Here is a 26,071-nt window from a genome sequence, read left to right on the forward strand (position 1 = left end):
GACAGCCATTTTTTTTGCCTCTTTGCCGCAAGGCACGGATGTGGTGTAATAAGAAATATCCAAGGCAGTGGGAGTGGCACGTGAACCGAATGATTCGTACGTTAAGTTTTGGCGGGATAGCCCTTTTTCTTTTATCGGCATGTACAGTTACGCCTGACGCGCCAACCGAGCCCGAAGTGGTGGAGTCTGCTCATGATTACCATGGTAGCGAACCGCAACTTTTCTTGGTTGAGCCATTAGCGGCCGATCAGAACTTAGAAATTGAGCTACTGCAGCTCACCGAACTCCTCTACAAAGCTGATCTGGATGACGAGCAACGGGCGCAATTACTGCATCATCGCGCCATGACCTTTGATTATTTGGGCTTGCCGACACTGGCATTAGTGGATATCAATCAGGCGCTTGAGTTAAAACCCGCCATGGCGGAAGCTTATCACTCGTTGGGAATTTATTATTCACAAGCGGGTGAATATCAGGCGGCATTTGAAGCCTTTGATAGCGTGATTGAATTGCAGTCGGATCATGAATATGTGTATTTAAACCGTGGCTTAGCGGCTTATTACAACGGTCAATTTGAGTTAGCGCTGAGCGATTTCGCCGACTATTACTTCCAGAATCCTGCGGATCCATTTCGCGTGATTTGGTATTACTTTGCGGCGTGGGAGATAAATCCGGGTCGGGCGTTTGAGCAGCTGAATGAACAATGGGAAGCAGCTAATGCTGATCCCTGGGGCCAAAAAATATTGGAATTTCTTGTCGGTGAAATCGATTCTGACACGCTCATTATGTACGCCTTCGAGAATGCTGAAGATCGACGCATGCTGACCTATCAACTCTGTGAAGCCTATTTCTACATGGGCAAGGTTGCCGCGATGAACGGGCAGCACTATCAGGCCATGAACTATTTTAAACTAACGCTTGCCACGAATGTTTATCCTTACTTGGAGCATCGTTATGCGCGCACGGAGCTAAATAATATCCGTGACCTCCTCCGTTCCCCATAAAGGCCCCACCCGCGTTTGGTGGCACACATTAGCAAAACTCAGCGCACTGGTACTTGCCGGTGCGGCTTTATTGTTGCCATGGTGGCGGCATAGTGAGAACGCTATCCCCGTAATGGACGAAAGTGCATTACCTGGGCCCACACCGTTATTAACACAAGAACGAAAAGCCTGCCTGTTTGATGTGCATGTGATGGGGGCCTTACATCTCGAATCCGAGCTATCAACCCGATTGCAATTCGTTCAAGAAAATTTCGATCCCCAGATACTTCCATTTTGTGCGGTACTCTTTCCTCAGCGCTATCAGGAGAATTGCGTAGAAACGAACGGGCACGTGTATTGCGAAGATATAGGCGTAGAAGAGCCGCATGCTATTGCAATGGTCATTACGGGGGATAACTTAGCTCAGACCCGCAATGGAATTATCTATGCACCTCGGCGTGCGACAGGCTTGCTCCTGCAACATGAACTTGGGCATGCGTTGGGATTGGCGGATGAATATGCCATGCGTCCTGAGTTGGCCAAAGCCTTCTGTGGCGGCAATTACCGGTTTGAAGCGTTGAATATCGTATTCACCTCATCGCGTGAGCTGTCTGAGGAAAACTACCAGGACTTACGTGCGCGCTTGCCATGGAAAGATTATCTAACCACGGAAATTGCTCAAGAAACGGAGAATGGACAGTGGCTATTAGGCTCGGTTGCTGATCATCGCGACGCGGTTGGCTTATATCCGGCAGAGACCTGCACTTATGGTCCGGGGTACGCGTGGAAGCCTGTGGCAGAGAAAACGTTTATGGAGCAGCATGAGATTGGCAGTGTACCTACGCTGTATTTAAAACTCATTCGGGATCGACTGCATAACGAGCAAAATAAAAGCGCCTCAAATTGAGGCGCTTTTTTGTAATAGCACCAGCAATGCTATTCGTTGCTGTCTGTGTCAGCGTGCTTCACAAATTCATCGAGCCATTCCACAGTTTCCCACAGCATATGTAACACACTTTCGCGTGCACGATAGCCATGAGATTCAAGTGGTAACATCACGAGACGGGTAATACCGCCGTTCCCTTTAATGGCTTGGTACATACGTTCGCTTTGCATCGGGAACGTCCCCGAGTTGTTATCTTCGGCACCATGAATCAATAACAGCGGGGTTTTGATTTGGTGTGCTGAGAAAAACGGTGACATCCGCTGATACAGTGCAGGATCATCCCAAATCGTTCGTTCTTCACGCTGGAAGCCAAATGGCGTCAGCGAGCGGTTATACGCACCGCTTCTAGCAATACCTGCTTGGAACAAGTCACTATGGGCAAGTACGTTTGCGGTCATAAAGGCACCGTAACTATGACCGCCGAGGGCAACTCGCTTCGGATCCGTGACACCGCGCTCAACACCCGCGTTGATTGCAGCTTGAGAGTTCATGATGAGCTGCTCAATAAAGGTATCATTAGGTAACTGATCACCTTCACCGACAATGGGCATGGTGGCGTTGTCGAGCACTGCATAGCCTTGGGTTGCTAAGAACTGCGGACGCCAGTAGCTAATACGATTGAACTCATATGGAGAGCCACTTACTTGAGCCGCGGCGGCCGAGCTTCTGAACTCCCGAGGATAAGCCCAAATAATGGTCGGTAATGGACCATCGCGCTCTGCATCGTAGCCCGCAGGAAGGAACAACGTGGCCGACATTGAAAGCCCGTCTTCACGCTCATAATGCACCAGCTCACGACTAATTCCTAAGGTTTCCGGCATTGGATGCGGCGTTGAAGTGAGCGCACTAATACGATCGTCGTTGAGATCGCGAATATAGAAATCCGGCGGACTATCAATGGATTCTCGTTGCGTTAAGAAGCGGCCTGATGCGTAGTCTAGTGCAGCAATAGGGCGCTCAAAATAGGGCGACTCAGAGCGCCATAATCGCTCGGTATCACCACTGGTGAGATGACGACGGTCAATAAAGGGACGGTCGCCTTCGTCGGACGCGCCAGTACCCGTCAATACAATGTGTTCGTCATCAATTAACAGCACCGTACGTCCATCGACACGAGTCGTTAGTGGTGTGCCTGGGTCGTTGTAACTATCTTCCCAAGAACGTTCCCACACGAGCTGTGGTTCAGCGTCACCGTCGGGACTAATGCGCCATACACGCTCTTCACGGTCAGCCCACCAGCGTTCCCACACGAGGGCAGTTTCGCCATCAGCAGCGAGAAGACGCGCGTAGCGGTAGCTTAAATCTAGAAGGTGCGTAGGTTCGTCTGCGAAAGGTGCGGCGAGCTGGTAGAGACGGTCACGCACATCACTTTCGGCACGCGGGTCACCACCATCGGCTGCTTCTGCCCATACTAAAGTGGCATCGGCATCATTACGCCAAGAAATGCTGCGACGGCTATCCACTACGGCATCGAAACCAATAGGCAAGTTATCCGCAAGGGGCTGGTCGACCACTTCGTATAACGTATTACCGGCAAGGTCGACAACCCGCGTGGTGCGGGCAAAACGGAACTGCGGCACCGCATAAGAATAAGGGCGCTGAAGCTCGGTTTTTAGAACGTAGGTATCATTGGGAGACAAATCAACTGAGTTGAATACACCCGGAGAACCAATCATATCTACATCGCCATTGCGATGGATACGCGCCACTTGACTGCTGAAATAATAATCGAACAGCGCTTCATCGTGCTCGTCCGCAAGCAAATCCTGATAGGTGCGTGCCGGTGCCGTGCGCCCGCGCGTTTCGGTGATAACCGGCGCCGCTGGAACAGCTGGGCGCTGCGGTGCATCGCCTCGCTCTGGATTGACAAGAGTGACTAAAATACTTTGCGAGTCTGAGCTCCAATGAAGATTGGTGCCCCAGACGTTATTGAGCGGCAACGGCGACCATTGTTGCGCGCGTCCAGCAGCGATATCGATATGCCACAGGGTGGCTTGCTCGTCTTCCATCTGCACGAAGGCGATGGATTGACCATTGGGGGACCAGGACACGCCAATGGCGCGTAAATCACTAGGCAGGCCTTGAATACGACGCTGGCTGCCGTCGTCGGTTGCTAATAAGCGAAAGCCCGAAATATAACGTGCTTGGCTTGTGGTGTTATTTGCAGGATTGATTCGGCGTCCAGCGAGGCGATATTCTGGTGCCGCTAAATCGCGCAGCGTAGGTAATGCAGGAAAATCGAGAATGAGCAGGAACTCGCCACCAGGGCTAAGATTGGCCCCTGGCGCAGGCGCTGCATCTACGATATCGATAATTTCATTGGCAGGCTCTTGGTAACCAATACTGACGGGGTTGGCCCAGGCCAGTGCAGGTAAACAAAAAGCGAGGCCAATCCAGCGGCTCCATTGCCGAATGACTGTGCGCATAAAAAAAGCTCCATGGTTTGAATGTTTGTCTCATCAAAACCTGAATGGAGCTTAATATCCAGTAAAATGCGACCACTGGGCCGTAAGGATCGACTACTTTACCTCAATGCCTGCTGCTTGCAGATCCGCATGGTACGATGAACGTACTAGGGGGCCTGACGCTGCTTGGGTGAATCCCATTTTATCGGCTTCGCGTTTAAACATAGCGAACTCGTCTGGGGTCACGTAGCGTGCCACTTTAATGTGGTGGCGACTTGGCTGCAAATACTGGCCAATGGTCAGCATATCCACATTATGACGGCGTAAATCTTCCATCACTTCTAGGATCTCTTCATTGGTTTCACCGAGGCCAACCATGAGTCCCGACTTGGTACGAACATCTGGGCGGCGCTCTTTGTATTTGGCTAGAAGGTCTAATGACCACTGGTAATTTGCACCAGGGCGCGCGGCTTTATACAAACGCGGAACTGTTTCGAGGTTGTGGTTAAACACATCCGGTGCTTCCGCTTCTAAAATATCCAAAGCAATATTCATTCGGCCACGAAAATCAGGGACCAGCACTTCTACTTTGATATCTGGAGTATGGGCACGTATTTCTCGAATACAATCGGCAAAGTGTTGTGCTCCGCCATCACGAAGGTCGTCACGATCTACTGAAGTAACCACCACGTAACGTACGCCCATATCATGAATGGTGAGGCCAAGCTTTTTCGCTTCGTCTGGATCCGGCGGCAATGGCCGACCATGAGCTACGTCGCAGAACGGGCAGCGGCGTGTACAGATCGCCCCCAAAATCATAAAGGTTGCAGTACCGTGGTTAAAACACTCCGGTAGGTTAGGGCAGCTTGCTTCTTCGCACACAGAATGCAAGCCGTGCTTGCGCATGGCCTTTTTGATGTGATCAATCTTTTCTGTCGAAGCTGGCAGTTTCACTTTGAGCCATTCTGGTTTGCGCAGCATTTCTTCCCGTTCAGTCGGTACGACTTTCACAGGAATGAGCGACATCTTATCTGCATCACGGAGTTTTACTCCGGCTTCAATGTTGGCACTTTTAGACATAGGCTTCAGGAAGTCCTGTAGTTGCTTCAATTTCAGAGTAACTTAGCAGTTGTGCAAAGGTTGCTGTCACCTTAGTGGCGGCCTCTGCGACCGATGTTGGTCCGCCATGGCTCGCGGTTTGAGTCATAATCATACCTGCATAACCACAGGGATTAATGCGTTGAAATGGTGATAAGTCCATATTCACGTTAAGGGCTAAACCGTGAAATGAACAACCTCGTCGGATCCGTAATCCGAGCGAACACACCTTTTCAGGGCCAATATACACACCCGGCGCATCAGGTCGTGGCGCTGCCTTTACACCATATTCTGCTAAAACGTCGACAATGGTGTTTTCGATCGCGGTGACTAGCTCCCGAACACCCATTTTACGTCGGCGAATATCAAGCATAAAGTATACCACGAGCTGGCCTGGACCGTGATAGGTCACCTGACCGCCTCGATCCACGGGGACGACAGGGATATCTCCCGGCGCAAGTAAATGCTCTTCTTTACCAGCTTGGCCTTGGGTAAACACCGGTGGATGTTCAACCACCCACAACTCATCCGCGGCACTTTCATTCCGCTCGTCGGTAAAAGCTTGCATCGCACGCCATACAGGCTCGTATGGCATATTATGGAGTTCACGGATGATTAACTTGTTCATAGGCTAAGTATACTGTGATTTTGTTGTGACTACACCGGATAAACCGTATGGTTTTTAGAGAACGTAACGAACGTCGTCGATGTTGGATAAAGCGCGATATAAGGTTTCAATGTGTTGTTTGCTAACCACAACCACGGAAACCGACACAGAATAATAATTGCCTTTGCTAGACGGGCGCACTTCTGGAGTGTAATCACCCGGTGCATGTTCTTGAACCACCTCAATGATTTGGTCGGCCAGCTGTTCTGTTGCCAATCCCATCACTTTAAAGCGAAAATCACAGGGAAAATCGAGAAGCTCATCAAATTTGGTTTTCATGGACTACCTTCGGGTGCGTCGCTTGCGGGCGACTTTGTCTAAAATACTGAATTAATTGCTGGGTGATCGGACCGGTTTCACCGGATCCAATGGTTTGCTCGCTCACCATGGCAACTGGCAGAATTTCTCGTGTTGAGCTAGCAAGGAAACATTCATCGGCATCGTAGAGTTCAGCAATAGAAAATGCGCGTTCTTCAACGCTAATGCCATTATCCCGTGCAAGGGTAAGAATCCAGTCACGGGTGATGCCAGCGAGGATCAAAGTATCTGCGGGAGCGGTAATTAGCGTATTGTTTTTTACAATAAAATAATTACAGGTCGCACCTTCGGTGATGCGTCCGGCACGATGCATCAGAGGTTCTGCAGTACCATCTTGCGCTGCCGCCAGCTTACCCATGATGTTACCTAATAAGCTGATACTCTTGATGTCGCAGCGTAACCAACGGTTATCTTCGAGCAAAGATACACGCACGGGTGTCGGCTCACCACTGGGTGGCGTAAATGGGCTGAGAGTCGCAAACACAGTGGGTGTTAAATCGTTAGCTGGCAAGTGAGAACGCGGGAACTCTTCGCCGCGGGTGATGTGGATATACAACACACCGCTACCCTCGGGAATATTGTCACTTAATGCATCGATCACCTGTAGCCACTCAGCTCGAGGTATGGGCATTGGGATAGAGACAGCATGCAAGCTACGTTCAAGACGGGCCATGTGCTCGTCAAATAAAAACGGTTGCCCCGCATATATCGGTACTACTTCATAAATGCCGTCCCCAAACAAAAATCCCCGATCAAACACGGAGATTTTTGCTTGGTCCGCGGGCACAACGTGCCCGTTTAACCAGAGTTTATTCATTCGTCGCTAAAGCTCTTTTTAATACTGTCCATGATGCGCTTAAAGAAACCACCACGCTCAACACTGCTTAAAGTCACCAGTGGGAAGCTTGCAATGTCTTCACCGTTTAAGGTGAGATTTACGGTTCCTACGGTTTCGCCGGCGGGCAGTGGGGCATCTAAGCTTTGATCAAGAACAAAATTGGCACGAACATTTTGACGCTGTCCGCGCGGAAGTGTCACGACCACATCGTTAGCGGTACCCAACTCGATTTCGTCGGTGGATCCACCCCAAATACGCTGGCTTGCTAGTTTCTCGCCGGCTGCATAGGCTTTGACGGTTTCGTAGTAGCGGAAACCATAGTTCAGTAATTTTTTCGATTCCGCGGCACGCACGGTTTCGCTATTAGTGCCCAGCACCACAGTAATCAGACGCGTATCACCGTCGACCGCAGTGGTGACTAAGTGATAACCAGACTCTTGGGTGTAGCCGGTTTTTAAACCATCAACATTCAAAGAACGATCCCATAACAAAGAGTTACGGTTGTATTGGCGAATACCATTATAGGTAAATTCACGTTCTGAGTAGAGCGCGTGTTGGCCGGGGACATCGCGTACCAGTGCCCGTGCTAAAATAGCCATATCCCGCGCAGTGGTGGTTTGCCCTTCACTCGTTAAACCGTGGCTATTTGAGAAGGTGGTGTTAGTCATGCCAAGCTCGCGAGCATAGGCATTCATCAGGTTTACGAAGCCATCTTCAGTGCCCGCGATATGTTCCGCCATAGCGACACAGGCATCGTTACCCGAGGCGATGATAATGCCACGGTTTAGGTCTTCTACCTGTACTTCGCGTCCGACTTCGATAAACATGAGCGAGGAACCAGGAAAGTTACGAGCCCATGCATTACGGCTTACGGTGACCGTGTCGTCTAGGGAGATGGTGCCGCGTTCGAGCTCGCGACCAACAATGTAGCTGGTCATCATTTTTACCAAGCTCGCAGGACCGTGTGATTCGTCAGCGTTACTGCTAGCAATGATGTGACCTGTGTTGTAATCCATCATGACATAGGCGCGGGCGTTCACCAAGGGTGTCGGAGGCGTTACCGCCTGAGCCGTAAACACAGTCAAGAAGAATGCCATTAGGGCAAGCATGGGAGAAAAACGAATTCGGCTGCTAATCATGGTCAGTAAGCTTCTCTTTTCAATGTTGAATGAGTAAATCGGCCCTTTTGTCGTGTCAGTGTCACGATGGACTTACGTTATGGACGAAAGCCCATAAGCAAAAAAGGGAGCCGATTATAACAAATTTTTGCGTCTTACCGGAATGTCTTCACACGCTATTTACGGCAGATTGTCGTATGGAACGCGAAATATCCCCTGATAACCATCTTGTTGGAGCTGATTGATCCAATGAATGGTTTGACGTTCAGAAAATGGCCCGATAAACAATCGAGTCAGACCATTTTGTTCGCGGGTAGTTGCGTCGAGTTGATAATTTTCTTGCATTTGTTGGGCAAGATTTTGTAGGTTTCTTGCGTCGCGGGCTGCGGCAATTTGAATAAAGTGCGCATGAGGCTCCATTGTCGCGTCTGTAGTGGAGTGTAATGCTTCCACCCGCACGCGAGCGGTGCCGCTGCGGTGCATATCAATGGCGTAAGCGGCGGAGAACGACAGGTCAATGATACGATCAGAGTGAAACGGACCACGGTCATTAATCCGTACAATCACTGATTTATTGTTATCAAGATTGGTCACCCGTACCCAAGTTGGGAGGGGTAAGGTTTTATGGGCCGCTGATAAACTGTACATATCGTAATACTCGCCCATAGAGGTGAGGTGACCATGAAACTTTTGTCCATACCAGCTAGCGATGCCTACTTCGTCATAGCCGGAGGCATCCGACAGAACCTGATAATGCTGACCATTCACTTGGTAGGGGAGATTGCCTCGGCGTCCAATCGGTTCTTCTCGGGGCGTAAGTGGGTAAAGCTCCGCTGCGGTAGGTGTGCGTAGAGGGGCTTCGTCGTTGGCGATGCGGTAGCGCTCTGTACTTGGCGTTTGACTACATCCCACCAAGGTCATCACACTCACGCTCACGAGAATAATAAGATAACGCCAAGACATGCTTATTGCCCAGCCATCGCACGATGTTGACGAAGCTGCTCTGACAGTTGGAATACAGCCATCGCATACAACGGACTATGATTATATCGGGTGATGGCATAGAAGTTAGGTAAGCCTACCCAATAGGAATGCCCGCCATCGGCTTCTTCAAATGCAAATAACCGTGCTTTAGTATCCGCTGGCATGGCGGTAATAAAACGTACGCCCTGTTCATGCAGTTCGCCGACGGTATGGGTGAGTACCTGACCGCGACCACTCGTCAGCGCTGCCACATCTGTATCTCCACTGACCCAAGCCGGTATGGCAATGGGTTGTGCGTCACGCCAATGATGCCGTGCGAAGTAGTTAGCCACGCTACCAATAGCATCAACAACGTTTCCAAGGAGGTCGCGCTGACCGTCGTCATCGAAATCAACCGCGTAATGACGATAGCTGGATGAAATAAACTGACCAAAACCCATGGCACCGGCATAAGAACCCATTAATTCTTCTGCAGGCAATGATTCTTCGCGAGTAAGCAGCATAAACTGCGCGAGTTCGCTGCGAAAGAATGTCTGGCGAGGTGGATAATGGAAGCCTAAGGTGTATAGGGCATCAAGTACTCGGTGCTGCCCCATGATGCGGCCGTAATAGGTTTCCACGCCAAGGATAGCGACTATGACTTCTTCCGGAACTCCATATTGCTTGCGGGCGCGAATTAGCGTGTCTTCATGGGCTTCCCAGAACGCTAAACCTTCCTGAAGGCGACGATCCGTGAGAAAAATCGTGTAATACTCATGCCAAGGGCGAGCCTCCCAGGGCCGACTAATGGCATCAATAATGGGTTGGCTTTTGGTGGCGGCCCGCAGCAACGCTTCTGTTTCTGCTGGGGGAATTTGATGGTCTTTGTGCATTTGCTGAATAAACTGGCGTTCAGCGTCGGACCATTCTGAACTCAATGCGGTCGTAGAGCCGAAAAAACCAAGTGCACAACAGGCTACGAGCAAACAACGGAGCTTCTTCATATACCACCTTTGTAATTATTCTAATGTTATCCAGATTGGCTGATCACGAGTCGTCGATGGGTAGCGATACCCATCAAAATACCGAATCCTGCCATCATGGTCACCATGGAGGTGCCACCATAACTGATCAATGGTAAAGGAACGCCAACCACAGGTAAGAGTCCTGAAACCATGCCAATGTTCACGAGAACGTAAATAAAAAATGTCAGGGTAATACTTCCCCCCAGCAAACGTCCGAAATTACTCTGCGCTCGCATGGAAATAAGCATGCCACGGAAAATGATAAATCCGTACAAGATTAACAATGCAGCGACGCCGAAAAAACCAAACTCTTCAGCAAACACTGAAAAAATAAAGTCGGTATGGCGTTCAGGCAAAAACTCTAGTTGCGATTGGGTTCCTTGCAGCCAGCCTTTTCCTTCGAGGCCGCCGGAACCAATGGCAATTTTCGATTGAATTATATGGTAGCCAGAACCCAGTGGATCGGTTTCTGGATTCAGGAAAGTTAGTACCCGTTGGCGTTGATATTCTCGGAGTAAGAAGAACCAAAATAATGGCAGGCTGGCAGCACCAAGTGCGCCGCCAACCGTAACTAGTCGCCAGCTCATTCCCGCAAGGAAGAGTACAAAAATGCCCGAACTTGCCACCAATATGGCGGTGCCGAGATCAGGTTGTCGAGCGATTAGGAGAGTTGGGATCATAGCCAGAGTGATCCCGGCCAGTACGTGCCAAAAGCGAATAGGAATCTGTGCCCGTGAACAATACCACGCGAGGAGCATGGGGACTGCAAGCTTGAGAATCTCTGACGGCTGGATGCGCGTCACGCCAATATTAAGCCAGCGCTGCGCCCCTTTCCCCATTTCGCCAAAAAACAATACGAGAATGAGTAATATCACGCCGACGATATAAAATGGAACCGCATAGGTGCGCCAGGTTTGAGGGGAAATTTGCGCCACAACAAAAAGCACGCCAAGGGAAACTCCTAATCGAATGGCTTGTCGTTGGACCAGCCCAATATCTTGGCCGCCAGCGCTATAAATCACAAAGAGGCTGACAATGCCAAGTGTGATGAGTCCGAGCAGTAATGGGCCATCAATATGCAGTTTTGCCAGCCACGGATTACGCTGACGTTCTTCAGTCGTTTGCATTCATCCTCCGCTGCTGGATTTCAAGAAGCTTGAGCTGGCGCTGCTCCGGGTCGGCAAAATAGTAATCCATAATCGCCCGCGCAACAGGTGCCGCATTGCGACCGCCTCCACCGACGTTTTCGATAGCCAAAGCAACGACGATTTCCGGGGATTCGGCTGGCGCATATCCTACATAGGTCGCATTATCACGAAAACGTTCCTCAACATCTTCGATATCAGGACGCTCATTGGTTTCATCACTGAGTCGAACAACCTGAGCAGTACCGGTTTTACCGGCGGCCCGATAAGGTGCTGAACGAAATGCAGTCCACGCGGTACCCTGGCGTGATGTGATCACTTCTTCCATGCCTTTATGAATGGTCGCCCAATGTTCCGGAGCCACTTGCGATAACGGCGGTAGTGCGCGTGGTGGGACAAATTCCGGATCATGACGATCTCCGATAGCTCGCAGTAGTCGCGGTGTATGCCGTTCACCTTTGGTGGCTAAAATTGAAGTGGAATATGCGAGCTGTAGCGGGGTTACCGTCCAGAAGCTTTGACCGATTCCCACGGACAGGGTTTCGCCGGCATACCATGGTTCATTGAAGCGTGCTCGCTTCCAGCCCCGGTCTGGCATAATAGCGGCGTTTTCTTCGCGAATATCAATCCCGGTTTGTTCGCCAAACCCAAACTCCCGCATAAAGGTGGCGATTCGGTCGATGCCAAGCTGGTGGGCCACATCGTAATAAAATACATTACAGGATTCGGCGATGGCTTTGGTAATAGTTACCCATCCATGACCGTGAGGGCGCCAATCGCGGAAACGCCGCGACACACCTTCAAGGGCAAAATAGCCGGGATCCCAAATCCGCGTTTCAGCGGTAATTACTCCCTCATGCAAGGCAAGTAATCCCAAATGGGGTTTAATTGTCGATGCAGGGGGATACCGCCCTTGTGTTGCGCGGTTAATCAGCGGGTTTGCTGGATTGTTCAGTAAGCCGCGGTAATCCACGGTAGATATTCCGCTCACAAACAAGTTCGGGTCGTAACTCGGGTTCGAATAGAGCGCTAATACGCCGCCGGTATTGGCATCGAGTACCACGATAGCGCCGCGCCGGTTTTGTAACTGGTCACGGGCGATTTGTTGCAAGCCAATATCGAGTTCCAAATGAATATCGGTGCCGGGCTGTGGCGGCGTAAAGTCGAGGGTACGAACCACTCGACCACGGTTATTCACTTCAACAGTTTGATAACCAACAACGCCATGCAAATCCATCTCGTATTGCCGTTCGATGCCCAGCTTGCCAATGGTACGAGTCGCAGCATAGTTCGCGTATCGCTCTTGTTCACGCAGTCGTTGTACATCTTGTTGGTTAATCCGACCTACGTAGCCGAGCGCGTGAGTGAAGAGATCCCGGTGCGGATAGAAACGTTGCAATCGACCTTCAATGGTGACGCCTGGAAAATGGTGTTGATGGGTTGCAAATAGGGCAACTTGTTCTTCGGAGAGATCATCAGCAAAGGTAATATTGGGAAAGCGGCGGTGCTGGCGCAAGCGCGTATTAAAATCGGTAATGATGGCATCGGGAAGATCCAACAGTTGTTGGAGCCGAGTTAAGGTTTCGGCAAGATTACGGACCTCGAGTGGTGATATTTCCAAGGAGTAGACTGGAATATTGTCCGCGAGTAGCACGCCGTTGCGGTCATAAATTAATCCACGATTGGGTGCCACTGGCAGCACGGTAATGCGATTACTGTTTGAACGTGTTTGAAATTCAGCGAAGCTGGTGACCTGGAGTGAGTATAAATTCGCCAATAATATAGCGAACACCACGAACACGATGCCGATAGACACAAATGCGCGGCGGGAAAAGAGGGCTGCTTCAGCCTGATGATTCCGTATCGGGACCCGTTTTCTATTCATGATTATTCGCGGTGGTACGGATGATTATTAAGTAAACTCCAGGCCCGAAAAAGGGCTTCAGCAATAATGACACGAACCATAGGGTGGGGCAATGTTAGTGGTGATAAAGACCACATCTCATTGGCACGGGCTTTGCAATCGGCAGAGAGTCCTTCAGGACCGCCAACAATAAAGGCGACGTCTTGACCGTTGAGTTGCCATTGCTGCATGCGTTTGGCAAGGGTGTGAGTATCCCAGGGCTTTCCTTTGACTTCTAAGGCGACAACATGGGTTCCCGGCTTGATTGCAGCCAACACTTTCTCGCCTTCTTGCACCATCAGGCGTTGCACATCAGCTTTCTTTGAGCGTTTGCCCGGAACAATTTCAATTAAATCGAGAGGAAGCTCCGGGGGCATGCGTTTGGCATATTCGTGGTAGCCCTCAAGAATCCATCCGGGCATTTTGTTACCGACTGCAATCAGTTGGAGACGCATGGAGGATTAATGGCCCCACAGCTTTTCAAGTTGATAAAAATCTCGCGCGGTGTCTTGCATCACATGTACCACGACAGTACCGAAATCTACGAGGACCCATTCGCCGTCGGTTTCGCCTTCTACACCTAGTGGCCGTTCGCCTGCGTGCTTGGCTTCAACGGCGACATGACCTGCGATGCTACGAACGTGGGTTTTTGAGTTTCCAGAACAGATAACCAAATAATCGGTTACGTCAGTTTTATCTCGTACATCAATGGTTTGAACGTCACGAGCTTTAATGTCATCGATTTTTTTTAGAATAAAATCGCGTAATTCTTCAGTTTGCAATGCGGGGGTGCTCCAATTGATCTATTTACCTCGGGATTGTAGCACGAGTTCTGCGCGACATGTAGCTAGCCAACACCGTAAAGATGGTGCTTTTGAATGTATTTCCAAACAGGTTCAGGGAGAAACTCAGGACATTCGGTAAGTTCAGAAAGGCGCGATCGTAGTTCCGTTGCTGAAATATCTACGGGCGTGGATTCGGCGATATAAATGCCACCATGGCCTTGACTTAACTCAGTGAGAGAAATCTGGCGTTGGGCGAGTAGTTCTTTTAACTCTGGACGGGCATCATCGAGGCTATATCCCGGGCGCGGCATAACCACGAAATGAGCGTAGTCAAACAGTCGCTCCCAATGCAACCACTCCGGTAGTAACAACAGACTATCCATTCCAATGATAAACACCAAGGTTGCATCAGGGCATCGTTCGCGAAAATGTTTGAGCGTAGGTAAGGTGCGTGATGGCATCCCTTGACGTAATTCCCAATCGTTCACATACAACCGTGAATCCAAGGTTGCGGCAGCATCGAGCATTCCCAAGCGGTGGGTATTGAGCACTTCTGGCTGCTGGCGATGAGGTGGTGCACAGGTCGGTAGAAGATGAATGCGTTCCCAGTGGCATTGATCCGCTAGATCCAGCACAGGCCGTAAATGTCCCCAATGCACAGGATCAAAAGTACCGCCAAAAACGGCGATTTGTCGGGGTGAGGCAGCGTTGTTAGCAATCATGGGGTGTTAGTATCGGAAGTTTGCACAGAGAGTTCAAGGGAAAACGCTGCACTCAGTTCGTGACCACGGTTTTTGCAAATGGAGCGAGTTGGGCTTCGATGGTATCAGCTCGAAACGCGAAGCCAATATGTAATGCTAGCAGGAATACCGATTCGCCTGAATCTCGCTTAATGCTGCGCTCCAAACGTTCTAAAAGATGCAGACGGCGACCGATGAGCTCCGGTGTCTGTTGCTTAGCTAAGCCAAGATATAGCTGCTGCTGGGACGACCAAATTTGCTCTTGATTCCAAATGGTCTGTAACGGTTGCTGGCGCTGCTGTGCTTGCTGAATTGCAAGCAACGCCTGATGCAATTTTTGCAATGTCCATAGAATTAACGTCGGCTCAGTACCGGTTTCCATTAGCCGCTGCAAGCAATGCACGTATTCTTTATGATGCTGGTGAAGCACGGCATCGCGTAGGGCGAATATATCAAAACGACTGTTATCGTGGTTTTGTAAGCGAATCTGCTCAACACCAATCTCGCCGTCTGCATGGGTTAAACTTAGTCGCATAAGGGATTGATCTAACGCGAGTAAATTACCTTCGTACCAATCACATAATTGTTCAATCGCAGCGCCGGAGATCACTAATTGATAATGGGCTGCGCGTTCTTTGATAAAATTGGGTAACTGATTGCGATCGGGTGTGTACAACGGCACGAACATGCCGGCTTGGGATAAGGCCTGAAACCATTTTGTTTTTTGTTGATCTTTACGAAGCCGAGGACCGAACACCAAAAGAATTTGGTCGGGACTCTGTTGCGCAAGGAAGTCCTGTAGTGCCTGACCACCTTCGCGACCTGGTTTGGCATCCGGCAATTCAAGCTCAATGAGTTGCTGTGAGGTAAACAAGGACATGGTTTGCCCTGCGGTTTGTAGCGACTCCCAGGCGAAATCACGATCTTGGGTAAAGCGTTGGCGCTCTTCAAAACCTTGGGCTTTTGCGGCGCTGCGAATTCGATCAAGGGTTTGATTCAGCAGGAAAGGGTCGTCGCCGAATACGAGATACACGCCCTGAAGTTTGTCTTGAAGATGTTGGTCTAATTGATGGGCCTGTACTTGCATGTGCCAGTTACTCCCAAGTGAGTCGGTTCAACAACAAGAGTAAACGATGGGCTGCATCAGTGCGCATTTCACTGATTAGGAGCTCGAGTTCCCGGTGCTTCGCGAGGGCAAAATTTGGGTCATCCTGATAATCCCGCAAAATCTGAATTTCGTGGTGATGCTGCTCTCCAGTTTGCGTGGTAATTGTGACAGGGAGCATATAAATCAATTCATATTCAGCAACCTGCCCAGAAGACAACATGGAAAGGATACGGCGGTCGAGACGATCGCGCCCAATTTGTACATGGGTTACACCATCAGCAGCGTCGGTGAGTTGAATATTTCGTTGCTCAAATATGTCCTGAATGCGTAAAAGCACTTCGCTGCCCCGAGGACCGTCTAGCGAAAGTTCTTCAATTTGCGCGGATATTTGGTAATCCCCGCGCAACTGAAACCCGCAGGCAGTGAGCATGAGTACCATACACAAACCAACAAACACCTGGGCGAGTGTGCGTGGTGGGCTATGGAACGCAGTGGTACTACGTTCCTTCAGAGCGCTAGGCAACAACGATATTCACCAGCTTTCCGGGCACGTAAATCACTTTGCGCACGGTACCTTCATCGGTGTATTTCTTGATTGCTGGTTGTTCAAGGGCTAGTGCTTCCATAGACGCCTTGTCGATACCTGCCGGAACAGTTACTTTGGCGCGCACTTTTCCGTTCACTTGCAGAACCACCAGTTTTTCATCTTCGATAAGCGCACTTTCATCAACCTGTGGCCAAGGTGCAAAGTTAATATCATGGGTATGCCCCAGAGCTTGCCACATACGTTCACATATATGCGGCGTAATAGGCGATAACATCACAATAATGGCGTCTAAGGCTTCTTGCATAAGCGCTTTGTCAGCATCGGTCGTCAATGGCGCTTTTTGTAGATGGTTTGATAGCTCCATAACCGCAGCAATGGCGGTGTTAAAGTTTTGGCGGCGGCCCATATCATCACTGACTTTTGCGATGGTTTTATGGGTTTCTCGGCGCAATGCTTTTTGCTCGCTATTCAGTACCGAGGCATCGACAGGGTAATGGCCCGCTGCGTCTTGGAAGTCGTACACCAACTTCCATAACCGGCGTAAGAAACGATGGGCGCCTTCAACACCGGAATCCGACCACTCAAGCGTAAGTTCAGGTGGTGCAGCGAACATCATAAACAAGCGCACGGTGTCTGCACCGTAGCGATCGACCATGGTTTGCGGATCGATGCCGTTGTTCTTAGACTTCGACATTTTGCTAATCCCGGCATGCAACACGGGCTTTCCATCGTGCTTATATACGGCTTCAAGTACTTCGCCTTTCTCGTTCCGCTTGGTGATCTCGACGTCGGTTGGCGAGAACCAGGTTTTCGCTCCGTTATCGTCTTCACGGTAATAACTATCCGCTAACACCATGCCTTGGCAAAGTAGTTGCTTAAATGGCTCATCACAGTTTACTAAGCCCGTATCGCGCAATAATTTATGGAAGAAGCGGGCATACAGCAGGTGCAATATTGCGTGCTCAATTCCCCCAATATATTGGTCTACCGGTAGCCAGTAGTTGGCTTTTTCCGGATCCAACATACCGCCATCGTGGCGCGGCGAGCAATAGCGCGCGTAGTACCAGCTCGATTCCATAAAAGTATCGAAGGTATCTGTTTCATGTTCTGCAGGCTGGCCTTGATAAGTTGTTTTGCGCCACTGGGAATCGGATTTAAGCGGAGAGGTCACTCCATTCATCACCACATCTTCGGGCAAGCGTACAGGTAACTCTTGTTCAGGCACGGCAACCGACTCGCCATTTTCCAGATTCAACATCGGAATAGGTGTACCCCAATACCGTTGGCGCGATACGCCCCAATCACGCAGGCGGTAATTGACTTGACGCACACCTTTGCCCATGGCTTCGAGTTTGCTAGCAATCGCATCGAAGGCGTCACTGGAATTTAATCCGTCAAATTCACCGGAGTTAATCAGGGTTCCTTTCTCGATCATAGCGCCAGTGCTGTAATCGTGGCTTTGCTCACCTTGAATGACTGGTTTAATTGCCAGTTTATAGGTTGTGGCAAACTCAAAATCGCGCTGATCGTGCGCTGGTACGGCCATCACAGCGCCGGTACCGTAATCCATCAAGACAAAGTTAGCGACCCATACGGGGACTTCTTCGCCGGTGAGCGGATGGGTGGCCGTAAAGCCCGTGGCGATACCGCGTTTTTCCATGGTTGCCAAATCGGCTTCAGCAACTTTTTGCTGTTTGCACGACTCCACAAACTCAGCCACTTCGGGGTGCTTTTCAGCCGCTTTGCGTGCTAATGGATGTTGTGCTGCAACTGCCATATAAGTCACACCAAAGAAGGTGTCTGGTCGCGTTGTATAAACACTCAGGTCCATATCTAAGGCGTTCACATGAAACGTAATTTCAACACCCTCGGAGCGGCCAATCCAGTTGCGTTGCATGGCTTTGACTTGATCAGGCCAGCCATCTAATTGGTCTAAATCTTGTAATAACTCTTCTGCATAAGCGGTAATACGTACGAACCATTGGGGAATTTCTTTTTGTTCCACGATGGCGCCAGAACGCCAGCCGCGACCATCGATGACTTGCTCATTCGCAAGTACCGTTTGGTCAATAGGATCCCAATTTACCGTTGCGTTCTTTTTATAAACCAAGCCTTTTTCAAATAGTTTGGTGAAGAACCATTGTTCCCAACGATAGTATTCCGGATGACAAGTGGCTATTTCACGATTCCAGTCGTAGCCAAATCCAAGGGTTTTAAGCTGCTTACGCATCTCCGCAATATTCTGGTAAGTCCAATGCGCCGGTGCGGTTTTGTGCTGGATCGCGGCATTTTCTGCCGGTAAACCAAAGGCGTCCCACCCGATAGGATGGAGTACGTTCTTGCCTTGTAAGCGCTGATAGCGCGAGACAACATCACTGAGCGTGTAATTACGAACGTGGCCCATGTGGAGTTTGCCACTGGGGTAGGGGAACATCGACAAGCAGTAAAACTTCTCCTTGTCAGAGTCCTCTGTCACAGTAAACACTTGGTCACGTTCCCAGCGTGCCTGAATTTCAGACTCTAGGGCCGTGGCGTGATATTGTTCGTCGATTTTCCGGGTCATCAAGATACTACCTGTTCAATACTGCTTGAGTATAAATTCAATTAGCCTGCGTTGAAGATCATGGCGACAATCATTACCAAAGCGATAATGACACCCGCCGCACCAAAGAAAATGGATTCAATTTTATCGCGTGCGCGCTCTTGCTCGTTTTCATCGATGGTAGATGGCATCACCGCACAAATAATGCTGGCAATTCCAAGTCCCGCAGAGGCCACGAAAACCGTAAATAGAATGGCACCAAAAATCTCGTTCATGGTCTTTTCCTTACATTTGAACCGATTCGGCTATAACAGCCCGTTAGTGTATAGTTTTTGCGGCTTTTTGACTACGTTGATTGACGACCTTATTGGACTACGTGGTGCGGCGGAATTTTCGTGGCCGTGCCAATGCAAATAGCAATAAGGTAAGTGCCCACGCTGGGAGGTCACCCCAACGCGCATAGCCTGTTTGGCCCGAGACGAGGAGAACACGTGTACTGGCGACCGCAGATTCAAACTGAGGAATGCGCGTGAGGCTATGCCCACGTTCATCGTAAACGCCGGTAATGCCGTTATTCGTCGCCCGTAACATCGGGCGGCCTAATTCACGTGCCCGCATACGTGCAATTTCCATATGCTGGTGAGGTCCATGGGAATCACCGAACCAGGTATCATTACTGATGGTCAACAACATCCCCGTGTCGGCATTGAAATTGGCACGAATTTGGCGGCTAAACACTACCTCGTAACAAATATTTGCGGCAATTAAGAGTCCATTCGCATTGAGGTTGTTTTGAATGTAATCGCCGCGCGAAAACGAGGACATCGGCAGATTAAACAACGGCGCTAATGGGCGCAAAAGTGACTCAAATGGCACAAACTCACCAATCGGCAGCAGTTGATGTTTTCGGTAACGGTTCGGGTTGCCATGATACCAATGGCGACCAGATTGCTCACCAAGCACAATCATACTGTTATAGAAATCGCCGGTGTTCCGATCCAGATCAATAATGCCACTGATTAAGGTGGTGTTTTGTTCACGTAAAAAGTCGTCAAGGTCGGCTAATTGTCGTTGTGCAAAAGGCTCAATAAACGTAATCGCGGATTCTGGCCAAATAATCAAATCATGATCTAGGTAGGGTGCAGTCAGATCGATATAGGTATGAAAGTTAGGCCATTGTTCATCCGGGTTCCACTTCAGATCTTGAATTACATTCCCCTGCACCAGAGCCACCTGCCGGTGTTCTCCAGTTGCTTCCATGGGATTGAGTTGTGCGGCCAAAACCCCAAGTACGAGCATGGCCGGTACGGCCAAAAGCCACTGTAAACGACGGCGTAGCACTGTATAAGCGATGCTAATTGCCATAATCCAGAGCATCACTGTGATACCGATTTCGCCAATATGGGGGGCAAAGTTGCCAAGCACGGAAAGGGTTTGTGTGTAGCCGAGACTAAGCCAAGGAAACCCGGTGAATAGCCAACCGCGCAGAAACTCCGCAAGCAGCCAAAGTAGCGGAATGGCAAATAGACTTAATCCGGTAAAGTAGCGGCGGCAGCGCCACCATAGAACGGCAACGAGGGTCGGAAACAGTGCTAAATAAGCGCACAACAGCAGCATAATAAACAGAGATGCGATCAGCGGCATGCCACCGAACTGATCAATACTGACAAAAACCCAACTAATGCCGGCACCAAACCAACCTAAACCAAACCAAAAGCCTGTTGCCGCCGCCTGTCGCCAGTGTTGCGTTCGCACCAGCAGAAGGAGCCATGCGGCCATAACAAGGGGAGTGAGCCATGCTTGAGAGAATGGAGCGTATGCAAAAACCAATGCAAGCCCTAACACGAAGCTAAAAAGGCTTCGCCACCGTTGGTTTTGCAGAAGGCGTGGAACAAACTGCCACATAAGTCGGGGCTCCGTCGAATTAGGTTTGTTCGTTAGGGATGGATATCTGAAGTTGTTGAATGCGGCGTCGATCGGCAGCAGTTACTTTAAAATGTAACTGACCAATCGTGACTTCTTCACCGACTTCTGGCAAATGACCAAAGGAATGTGCCACTAATCCCCCGATGGTGTCGTACTCGTCATCTAAGTATTCGGTATTGAAGTAGTCATTGAAGTCTTCAATGGGCGTGAGTGCTTTGACCAAAAACTTAGAATGACTCACTTTGCGAATATCGCCCCGTGAATCCTCATCGTCGGTTTCATCTTCAATCTCACCCACAATTTCTTCAAGGATGTCTTCGATGGTCACCAAGCCACTAACGCCACCGTATTCGTCCACAACTACGGCCATATGATAGCGCTTGGAGCGGAATTCCTTGAGTAAAGCATCAACGCGTTTGCTCTCGGGCACAATCACAGCAGGCCGCATCACCTGTTCAAGGGCGAAGGGCTGCTCGACGAGGCCGAACCCATAGGCGATCAGATCTTTGGCCAACAGAATGCCTTCAATGTGGTCTTTGTTCTCGCTAACAACGGGATAACGGGAGTGTTGTGTTTGAATCACGATAGGTAGGAAGGCTTCGACACTGGCGTTTTTGTCGATGGTGACCATTTGCGAGCGAGGAATCATGATGTCGCGAACTTTCAGCTCGGCGACATCAAGTACGCCTTCGATCATTTCTTTGGTATCAAGGTCGATCAGATCACGATGCTCGGCATCCTGGATCATATCAACAAGTTCTTCGCGACTAGAGGGCTCGCCGGTAAATGTCTGTAACAACTTTTGCGCCCATGTTTTCCTTGAGTTCCCCGAACCGGGTTGGGGTTTGTCATCGCTCATTGACGTTTACTCACTCCTCGAGTCGTTGTCGTTATTATGGGTTGCATCCACATCGGTTGTTTGTTGGTTTGTGTGGTCCGCTATGGTAACTGCGTATGGATCGGCGATTTCTAAGGCCGCTAAAATAGCACGCTCAAGCGCTTCCATCGCGTCTGCTTCAGTATCGGTTATATGGTCATAACCTAGCAAATGCAAGGTACCGTGAACAACTAAATGCGCAAAATGGTGTGCCAACGCTTTGTTTTGCGCCCGAGCTTCAGCACGTACGACCTCTTCGCAGAGAATGACATCACCGAGCAGTGGGAGATCAAGAGTAATCCCAGGAGGTAAATCGGCCTCAAAGGGAAACGAGAGTACATTCGTGGGTTTATCTTTGTCTCGATATTCACGATTGAGGGTTTGTACTTCGGCGGCATCGGTAATGCGAATAGTCAGTTCGGCATGCTCAATGGCTAAGTGCTTGAACACAGCCAACACATAAGATTCGATTTGGGTATCGCTAGGCAAATCAGCCGCATCAATTTCCCGTTGAATATCGATATAAAAGCTCACGAACGCTCTTGCTCCGCTTCAAATGCCTCATAAGCCTGCACCACCCGCTGAACCACTGGGTGACGAACAACATCTTTGGCGGTGAAGAAGGTAAAGCTAATTCCGTCAACGTCATTGAGTACTTCAATCGCTTGGCGTAGACCGGATTTTTGTCCACGCGGTAAGTCGATTTGAGTGATATCCCCAGTAATCACGGCTTTTGAGTTAAAGCCGATCCGAGTAAGGAACATTTTCATTTGTTCCTGAGTCGTATTTTGACTCTCATCAAGCAGGATAAAGGCATCGTTTAAAGTGCGGCCGCGCATATACGCCAGTGGCGCGATCTCAATCACATTGCGCTCGAGCAATTTCTCAACTTTCTCAAAGCCAAGCATTTCAAATAAGGCATCGTAGAGCGGGCGCAAATAGGGGTCGACTTTTTGCGCTAAATCACCGGGCAAGAAGCCTAATTTCTCACCTGCTTCAACCGCTGGGCGAGTTAACAAGATACGGCGAATTTCTTGTCGCTCTAAGGCGTCGACGGCCGCCGCGACGGCAAGGTATGTTTTACCGGTACCCGCAGGACCAATGCCAAAATTAATATCGTTGGTGAGAATGGCGCGAACGTATTCTTGTTGATTCCGATTCCGTGGTTTGATCAGACCGCGTTTGGTTTTGATCAACGTCATTGGATCGTCATCGTCAGGGCCGTCGTTTTGTTCAAGAGCGCGACTTTCCTGAATGGCCATATGGACTTGGTTTGGCTCGACGGCACGCATGCGCCCGCGCACCGGTGCCGTTTCTACATAGAGATTCTTGAGGATATCTTCGGTCGCACGGATGCCAGGCCCTTGACCAATAATGCGAAAATGGTTGTCTTTGTACACCACTTCAACGCCAAGGCGTCGTTCGATATGACGAATATTGTCGTCAAATGGTCCGCACAAACTTGCCAAACGCTGGCTATCTGCCGGCTCGAGATATAATTCAATGGTGTCTACCGTAGTACTCAACCGTTCCTCTCTGTGTCATCAAGCGGGGCTGTCGTCCCTAGTGTCGGCTATTGCGCCGACGGATTAATGTGGATAACACCCAATGAATCCGGAGCAGGCTCAGGATTACGGGCTAAAATGGCTTGCGGTGCTGTATCGACACGCAAACCCAGTTCATGCTCTTCACGCAATACTACGCCGCGTAATGAGTTCGGTAGTGCTTCGGTGATTTTTACATCCACGAATTTACCAATCATATCGGGGCGGCCTTCGAAATTAACCACGCGGTTGTTTTCAGTACGACCACTCAACTCCATCGGGTTTTTCCGCGATGGGCCAATCACTAAAATCCGCTGTTCAGTATCGAGCATTTGTCGCGCATGACGCTGTGCTTGCTGGTTAATGCGCTGTTGCAGTAATTGTAGGCGCTCTTTCTTTACAGACTCGGGGACATCGTCGGGCAAATCGGCCGCAGGCGTACCTGGGCGAGCGCTGTAGATAAAGCTAAAGCTCAAATCAAAATCGATGGCCTGAATTAAATCCATGGTTTGTTCGAAATCGGCATCTGTTTCCCCTGGGAAACCAATTATAAAATCAGATGACATAGCGATATTCGGACGCACTTTACGGAGTTTGCGAATCTGCGACTTGTACTCGAGTGCCGTGTGGCCGCGTTTCATGAGCGCAAGGACGCGATCCGAGCCGCTTTGCACCGGCAGGTGCAAGTGGCTCACAAGCTCAGGAATGGTTTCATAAGCGGCGATAATATCGTCGGTAAACTCCACCGGATGTGAGGTGGTGTAGCGAATCCGATCGATACCATCAATGGCTGCAATGTAATGGAGTAGTTCCGCAAAGGTACAGAGGCTGCCATCGTGGCGATCACCGCGATATGCATTTACGTTCTGACCAAGTAGGTTTACTTCACGTACGCCTTGGTCTGCTAGCTGAGCAATCTCGAAAAGAACATCGTCGAGCGGGCGGCTAACTTCTTCACCACGGGTGTATGGCACCACACAGAAGGTACAGTATTTGCTGCAGCCTTCCATAATAGAAACAAACGCAGTGGGGCCGTCAGCTTTAGGATCCGGTAAGCGGTCGAATTTTTCGATCTCTGGGAACGAAATATCAATCACTGAGGTTTTACCTTCGCCGAGCTCTTTGAGCATGGCCGGTAAGCGATGCAGTGTTTGTGGGCCAAAGACGAGGTCGACAAATGGTGCGCGCTCGCGAATTGCGGCGCCTTCCTGAGATGCAACACAGCCGCCGACACCGATGATGAGATCCGGTTTGGTATTTTTCAGCTGTTTCCAACGACCTAACTGATGAAACACTTTCTCTTGCGCTTTTTCGCGAATAGAACAGGTGTTCAACAGAATGAGATCTGCCTCTTCTGCTTCTGCTGCTGGCTCATAGCCAAGGTGTGCATGCAACAGATCTGCCATTTTGCCCGAGTCATACTCGTTCATTTGGCAGCCCCAGGTTTTGATATAGACCTTTTTACTCATACTCTGCGTCTTCGGTTACTGCGTAGCTTTAAGGGCGGATATTTTACCCTGTTCACCGCTCCCTTGCTACCTTTGCAAACGAAGTGTTCTGAGTCGGTCTATCTACGGGGATGAAATTGAATGCTGATTTGGGTGACAGGCTCCGTTGATGCAGCCGTATCAAGTTGACCTTCAAGGGTAAAGTGGTCGGAAAATACAGTGAAACTTTCCATGCCCCAGGTCACATTGCGAAATTGCTCATCAATCCCATCGGCGGTGGTTGGGATGTTGAGGGCGCGCAATAACCCAGAGAACTCGTTTGCTGGTGCGTCGGGGTGTTGTGGAAATACGTATAACTGGCTCAATTGGTCGCCGCTCATGGTAAAGCTTAACCAAAGTGATACCGCATATGATTGCTCAAAATCTTGGGGCTGTGACAGATTAAGCAGCGGGAGGTTCTGCAACGCGGTGACGCCAGCATCGGAAAATCCCTGCTCGGTATTTAATTCTAATGCCCGCAAAGCGGCAATGACGTCGTCTTGGCTTACGTGTTCGCTATGGGCCAGCAATTGGGCATGTGCAGCTTCTTGCGCGGATGTATCGGAATCTGCGCGCTCTGCGGCAAGTTGGGCGCGTAAGGCACTGAGATCAACTTCTGCGCCTTCACGGGCGATTGTTTGGCTGGTCGCTCGTTGCTGCCGTTCACCATAGGCATTATAGGGGGTTGCTCGCACTTCTCGAGTTTCATCGGTGGAACCCTCGCAGGCGCCGATTAATTGTGCCTGCACTTGCACCCGCAAGCGTAGTGTTTGCGTGCCGCTCACTTCCTGCACAGTGCGTTCAACGCGCGTTAAGATAATACCCGAAGCATTGATTGCAGCGGCCTGCGCTTGGATATCGGCTTTGGCTTGCTCAAAAAGGGGCTGAAAATCATCGCGCTTTGGTTCAGCTACATAGCCTGCACGGCTGCGACTACGCCAGGTGGCTTGTTCTGTCTCGGATAATTCGCTGAGCACATTGTAATCGCAGCGCGGATAATTCTCTAAAACGGGTACTGACGCCCACGCCTGAGAGCTCACAGCGAGCGTTGATATGACAATTAATACATCACGGAAAGAAATCACAGCTACTCCAAAAATTATCTG

The 26,071-nt window shown here is 50.0% G+C and carries 25 protein-coding genes; 2 read left to right on the forward strand and 23 right to left on the reverse strand.

Going from position 1 to position 26,071, the window contains the following annotated elements; all coding sequences use genetic code 11:
* Window positions 1-89 precede the first annotated feature (89 nt).
* Together nlpI and FM042_RS00595 are read left to right on the forward strand one after the other, a co-directional pair.
* On the forward strand, window positions 90-1,004 hold the full coding sequence (gene nlpI, locus FM042_RS00590) for a lipoprotein NlpI (protein WP_333472950.1): 915 nt from the start codon (window positions 90-92) through the stop codon (window positions 1,002-1,004).
* A complete protein-coding gene (locus FM042_RS00595; RefSeq protein WP_143233826.1) occupies window positions 982-1,890 on the forward strand; it encodes a hypothetical protein in 909 nt (302 codons plus the stop codon). Before nlpI ends, FM042_RS00595 begins: the two co-directional genes overlap by 23 nt.
* A gap of 29 nt (window positions 1,891-1,919) precedes the next feature.
* On the opposite strand, the gene FM042_RS00600 is transcribed toward FM042_RS00595, so the two are convergent.
* From FM042_RS00600 to FM042_RS00710, 23 genes are all read right to left on the reverse strand, one after another.
* Window positions 1,920-4,355, reverse strand: a complete 2,436-nt coding sequence (locus FM042_RS00600) for a S9 family peptidase (protein ID WP_143233827.1) — start codon at window positions 4,353-4,355, stop codon at window positions 1,920-1,922.
* A 93-nt stretch (window positions 4,356-4,448) separates the two neighbouring features.
* On the reverse strand, window positions 4,449-5,414 hold the full coding sequence (lipA, locus tag FM042_RS00605) for a lipoyl synthase (protein WP_143233828.1): 966 nt from the start codon (window positions 5,412-5,414) through the stop codon (window positions 4,449-4,451).
* Window positions 5,407-6,060, reverse strand: coding sequence for a lipoyl(octanoyl) transferase LipB (gene lipB, locus FM042_RS00610; protein ID WP_143233829.1), 654 nt, complete (start codon window positions 6,058-6,060; stop codon window positions 5,407-5,409). The genes lipA and lipB overlap by 8 nt, the downstream gene beginning before the upstream one ends.
* A 54-nt stretch (window positions 6,061-6,114) precedes the next feature.
* On the reverse strand, window positions 6,115-6,378 hold the full coding sequence (gene ybeD / locus FM042_RS00615) for a DUF493 family protein YbeD (RefSeq protein WP_143233830.1): 264 nt from the start codon (window positions 6,376-6,378) through the stop codon (window positions 6,115-6,117).
* Window positions 6,362-7,234, reverse strand: a complete 873-nt coding sequence (locus FM042_RS00620; protein WP_143233831.1) for a D-amino acid aminotransferase — start codon at window positions 7,232-7,234, stop codon at window positions 6,362-6,364. Before FM042_RS00620 ends, ybeD begins: the two co-directional genes overlap by 17 nt.
* Window positions 7,231-8,394: a serine hydrolase gene (locus FM042_RS00625; RefSeq protein ID WP_143233832.1), complete on the reverse strand. Its 1,164-nt coding sequence runs from the start codon at window positions 8,392-8,394 to the stop codon at window positions 7,231-7,233. Before FM042_RS00625 ends, FM042_RS00620 begins: the two co-directional genes overlap by 4 nt.
* A gap of 159 nt (window positions 8,395-8,553) precedes the next feature.
* Complete coding sequence (locus tag FM042_RS00630; protein ID WP_143233833.1) at window positions 8,554-9,336, reverse strand: septal ring lytic transglycosylase RlpA family protein; 783 nt, start codon at window positions 9,334-9,336, stop codon at window positions 8,554-8,556.
* A gap of 2 nt (window positions 9,337-9,338) precedes the next feature.
* The gene (gene mltB, locus FM042_RS00635; protein ID WP_143233834.1) at window positions 9,339-10,340 is read right to left on the reverse strand and encodes a lytic murein transglycosylase B; all 1,002 of its coding nucleotides are present in this window, start codon (window positions 10,338-10,340) and stop codon (window positions 9,339-9,341) included.
* A gap of 26 nt (window positions 10,341-10,366) precedes the next feature.
* Entirely contained in the window at window positions 10,367-11,488 is a 1,122-nt protein-coding gene (gene rodA, locus FM042_RS00640; protein WP_143233835.1) for a rod shape-determining protein RodA, read from the reverse strand.
* Window positions 11,475-13,391, reverse strand: coding sequence for a penicillin-binding protein 2 (gene mrdA / locus FM042_RS00645; RefSeq protein WP_143233836.1), 1,917 nt, complete (start codon window positions 13,389-13,391; stop codon window positions 11,475-11,477). The genes rodA and mrdA overlap by 14 nt, the downstream gene beginning before the upstream one ends.
* A gap of 2 nt (window positions 13,392-13,393) precedes the next feature.
* Window positions 13,394-13,864, reverse strand: a complete 471-nt coding sequence (gene rlmH / locus FM042_RS00650) for a 23S rRNA (pseudouridine(1915)-N(3))-methyltransferase RlmH (protein ID WP_143233837.1) — start codon at window positions 13,862-13,864, stop codon at window positions 13,394-13,396.
* A gap of 6 nt (window positions 13,865-13,870) precedes the next feature.
* Window positions 13,871-14,191: a ribosome silencing factor gene (gene rsfS, locus FM042_RS00655; RefSeq protein ID WP_143233838.1), complete on the reverse strand. Its 321-nt coding sequence runs from the start codon at window positions 14,189-14,191 to the stop codon at window positions 13,871-13,873.
* A 65-nt stretch (window positions 14,192-14,256) separates the two neighbouring features.
* Complete coding sequence (gene nadD / locus FM042_RS00660) at window positions 14,257-14,916, reverse strand: nicotinate-nucleotide adenylyltransferase (protein ID WP_143233839.1); 660 nt, start codon at window positions 14,914-14,916, stop codon at window positions 14,257-14,259.
* Window positions 14,917-14,968: 52 nt separating this feature from the next.
* Complete coding sequence (gene holA, locus FM042_RS00665; protein ID WP_143233840.1) at window positions 14,969-16,021, reverse strand: DNA polymerase III subunit delta; 1,053 nt, start codon at window positions 16,019-16,021, stop codon at window positions 14,969-14,971.
* Between the two features lie 7 nt (window positions 16,022-16,028).
* Complete coding sequence (locus FM042_RS00670; RefSeq protein ID WP_143233841.1) at window positions 16,029-16,568, reverse strand: LPS-assembly lipoprotein LptE; 540 nt, start codon at window positions 16,566-16,568, stop codon at window positions 16,029-16,031.
* Entirely contained in the window at window positions 16,558-19,140 is a 2,583-nt protein-coding gene (leuS, locus tag FM042_RS00675) for a leucine--tRNA ligase (RefSeq protein ID WP_143235548.1), read from the reverse strand. Before leuS ends, FM042_RS00670 begins: the two co-directional genes overlap by 11 nt.
* Window positions 19,141-19,193: 53 nt before the next feature.
* Window positions 19,194-19,406, reverse strand: coding sequence for a hypothetical protein (locus FM042_RS00680; protein WP_143233842.1), 213 nt, complete (start codon window positions 19,404-19,406; stop codon window positions 19,194-19,196).
* Between the two features lie 97 nt (window positions 19,407-19,503).
* Window positions 19,504-21,036, reverse strand: coding sequence for an apolipoprotein N-acyltransferase (lnt, locus tag FM042_RS00685; RefSeq protein WP_143233843.1), 1,533 nt, complete (start codon window positions 21,034-21,036; stop codon window positions 19,504-19,506).
* A gap of 19 nt (window positions 21,037-21,055) precedes the next feature.
* Window positions 21,056-21,916 (reverse strand): HlyC/CorC family transporter, encoded by an 861-nt coding sequence (locus FM042_RS00690; protein WP_143233844.1) that lies wholly within the window; start codon window positions 21,914-21,916, stop codon window positions 21,056-21,058.
* Window positions 21,917-21,922: 6 nt separating this feature from the next.
* Window positions 21,923-22,468, reverse strand: coding sequence for an rRNA maturation RNase YbeY (gene ybeY, locus FM042_RS00695; RefSeq protein ID WP_143233845.1), 546 nt, complete (start codon window positions 22,466-22,468; stop codon window positions 21,923-21,925).
* Window positions 22,465-23,460, reverse strand: coding sequence for a PhoH family protein (locus FM042_RS00700; RefSeq protein WP_143233846.1), 996 nt, complete (start codon window positions 23,458-23,460; stop codon window positions 22,465-22,467). Before FM042_RS00700 ends, ybeY begins: the two co-directional genes overlap by 4 nt.
* Before the next feature lie 47 nt (window positions 23,461-23,507).
* Window positions 23,508-24,947 carry a tRNA (N6-isopentenyl adenosine(37)-C2)-methylthiotransferase MiaB gene (gene miaB / locus FM042_RS00705; protein WP_143233847.1) on the reverse strand — a complete coding sequence of 480 codons (1,440 nt, stop codon included), beginning with the start codon at window positions 24,945-24,947 and terminating at the stop codon, window positions 23,508-23,510.
* Between the two features lie 98 nt (window positions 24,948-25,045).
* Entirely contained in the window at window positions 25,046-26,050 is a 1,005-nt protein-coding gene (locus tag FM042_RS00710) for a hypothetical protein (protein WP_143233848.1), read from the reverse strand.
* Window positions 26,051-26,071: the final 21 nt, after the last annotated feature.

The organism is Aliidiomarina halalkaliphila (assembly GCF_007096385.1).
Taxonomy (GTDB): Bacteria; Pseudomonadota; Gammaproteobacteria; order Enterobacterales; family Alteromonadaceae; genus Aliidiomarina; species Aliidiomarina halalkaliphila.

What these genes read in the sequence shown, in the direction of transcription:
- nlpI (WP_333472950.1), top strand. Translation starts at nt 90, where the DNA reads ATGATTCGTACGTTAAGTTTTGGCGGGATAGCCCTTTTTCTTTTATCG.
- FM042_RS00600 (WP_143233827.1), bottom strand. Translation starts at nt 4,355, where the DNA reads ATGCGCACAGTCATTCGGCAATGGAGCCGCTGGATTGGCCTCGCTTTT.
- lipA (WP_143233828.1), bottom strand. Translation starts at nt 5,414, where the DNA reads ATGTCTAAAAGTGCCAACATTGAAGCCGGAGTAAAACTCCGTGATGCA.
- lipB (WP_143233829.1), bottom strand. Translation starts at nt 6,060, where the DNA reads ATGAACAAGTTAATCATCCGTGAACTCCATAATATGCCATACGAGCCT.
- ybeD (WP_143233830.1), bottom strand. Translation starts at nt 6,378, where the DNA reads ATGAAAACCAAATTTGATGAGCTTCTCGATTTTCCCTGTGATTTTCGC.
- FM042_RS00620 (WP_143233831.1), bottom strand. Translation starts at nt 7,234, where the DNA reads ATGAATAAACTCTGGTTAAACGGGCACGTTGTGCCCGCGGACCAAGCA.
- FM042_RS00625 (WP_143233832.1), bottom strand. Translation starts at nt 8,394, where the DNA reads ATGATTAGCAGCCGAATTCGTTTTTCTCCCATGCTTGCCCTAATGGCA.
- FM042_RS00630 (WP_143233833.1), bottom strand. Translation starts at nt 9,336, where the DNA reads ATGTCTTGGCGTTATCTTATTATTCTCGTGAGCGTGAGTGTGATGACC.
- mltB (WP_143233834.1), bottom strand. Translation starts at nt 10,340, where the DNA reads ATGAAGAAGCTCCGTTGTTTGCTCGTAGCCTGTTGTGCACTTGGTTTT.
- rodA (WP_143233835.1), bottom strand. Translation starts at nt 11,488, where the DNA reads ATGCAAACGACTGAAGAACGTCAGCGTAATCCGTGGCTGGCAAAACTG.
- mrdA (WP_143233836.1), bottom strand. Translation starts at nt 13,391, where the DNA reads ATGAATAGAAAACGGGTCCCGATACGGAATCATCAGGCTGAAGCAGCC.
- rlmH (WP_143233837.1), bottom strand. Translation starts at nt 13,864, where the DNA reads ATGCGTCTCCAACTGATTGCAGTCGGTAACAAAATGCCCGGATGGATT.
- nadD (WP_143233839.1), bottom strand. Translation starts at nt 14,916, where the DNA reads ATGATTGCTAACAACGCTGCCTCACCCCGACAAATCGCCGTTTTTGGC.
- holA (WP_143233840.1), bottom strand. Translation starts at nt 16,021, where the DNA reads ATGCAAGTACAGGCCCATCAATTAGACCAACATCTTCAAGACAAACTT.
- FM042_RS00680 (WP_143233842.1), bottom strand. Translation starts at nt 19,406, where the DNA reads ATGAACGAGATTTTTGGTGCCATTCTATTTACGGTTTTCGTGGCCTCT.
- lnt (WP_143233843.1), bottom strand. Translation starts at nt 21,036, where the DNA reads ATGTGGCAGTTTGTTCCACGCCTTCTGCAAAACCAACGGTGGCGAAGC.
- FM042_RS00690 (WP_143233844.1), bottom strand. Translation starts at nt 21,916, where the DNA reads ATGAGCGATGACAAACCCCAACCCGGTTCGGGGAACTCAAGGAAAACA.
- miaB (WP_143233847.1), bottom strand. Translation starts at nt 24,947, where the DNA reads ATGAGTAAAAAGGTCTATATCAAAACCTGGGGCTGCCAAATGAACGAG.